This is a genomic window from Thermogutta sp., assembly GCF_014359955.1.
In the GTDB taxonomy this organism is placed as follows: domain Bacteria; phylum Planctomycetota; class Planctomycetia; order Pirellulales; family Thermoguttaceae; genus Thermogutta.
In genome coordinates this window covers 1-1,362 of sequence record NZ_JACIYL010001006.1, presented here as the reverse complement: position 1 = coordinate 1,362, position 1,362 = coordinate 1, and the positions used below count along the sequence as shown (strand labels likewise).

1 protein-coding gene and 1 pseudogene are annotated in these 1,362 nt (G+C 59.8%); both read left to right on the top strand.

Annotation, left to right across the window (positions count from 1 at the left end; all coding sequences use genetic code 11):
• Positions 1-1,012 (top strand): DUF4832 domain-containing protein (locus H5U08_RS18955; RefSeq protein WP_297036769.1); only part of this gene is annotated, 1,012 nt, incomplete at its 5' end.
• A 66-nt stretch (positions 1,013-1,078) separates the two neighbouring features.
• A pseudogene (locus H5U08_RS18950) lies at positions 1,079-1,362 on the top strand (hypothetical protein); the annotation flags it as partial.

Genomic DNA, 1,362 nt, shown 5'->3' with positions numbered 1-1,362 from the left:
CCCGGTTTTCCTGGAAAAACTTGACCATTTTTTGGCGGCCCTGGCAGCCCGCTATGACGGCAATCCCGAGGTTGCGTTCATTGATGTGGGCTCGTTCGGCGTGTGGGGGGAAGGCCATACTTTCAGCAGCACGCGGATCAAATATCCCGCCGAAACCGTCATCCGTCATATTGACCTGTATCGCAAACATTTCAAGCACACGCTGCTGGCTGCCAATGACGATTTTGTCATGACCGAAAACGGCGAACGGGCGATCGCTCATGCCCTGCAACATGGCCTGACTCTTCGAGATGACAGCATTCTCGTGCAAAAGCGCCCCAACAGTTATTTCCACGCTGAGATGGCTCAGGATTTCTGGCCGCGATGGCCCGTTATTCTGGAGTCCGAACACTACGGCCCATCACGGGACCGCGGGGCGTGGGAGGACGGCACGCTCTACCTCCGTGCCATGCTGGAGTATCATGCGAGCTACGTTTCCATCCACTGGTGGCCGCACGAATTCCTTCGGGAAAATAAATCGCTCGTCGATCGCATGAATCGCTACCTGGGTTACCGGCTGGTGCCCACGGAGGTGCGTTTACCCCAGGCGGTCACCGTCGGGAAACCGTTGACCTGGAGCGTCACCTTCGAGAACCGTGGCGTCGCGCCCTGCTATGGCGGCGGTTTTCCTGCCCTCACGTTGAAGGACGCCCAGGGCGGCATCGTGGCCGTGCTTGTCAACACGCAGGCAAATGTCAGGGATCTTAAAGTGCGGGATGTGGCCATCAAAGGTCCCAGGGCGGAAGGGGACCCGGAGGCCGATCTGGGCCCGCCCATCCCGACCACATGGGAAACCGCGAGCTGCCTGCCGTTTCAGCTTCGGCCGGGGCGCTATCGCGTGTTCCTCTCGGTGGGGAGCGTGACGGGCACACCCTGGATCGCGCTGCCCCTCGATGGAGACGACGGTCAGCACCGCTATTTCCTGGCTGAGGTGGAAATCACTTCCGATGCGGAGCGTCCAGAGGGAAAATAGGTTTTTTCGCAACCACATCCGACAACGATAAGCAAGGGTTTCAAACGAGGCTGCAGACGAGGAACTATGGACGAAGGTCGATTACGGGATCTCATCTGGGCTCCCTGGCGCATGGCATACATCGAGGGGTGTGATCGCCCGGCGGAGCGATCTATACCCTCCGAGCGACTGCCCCCGGAAGCTGATCCTGGCTGTTTTCTGTGCCAGGCCGTGGCTGATCCGGACTGCCCGGAACGCTACGTGGTGCATCGAGACGATCAAACCATCGTGGTCCTGAACCGCTATCCCTACAACAACGGGCACCTCCTCATCGCACCGCTGCGGCACGTGGGACATCCGTCCCAGCTGAC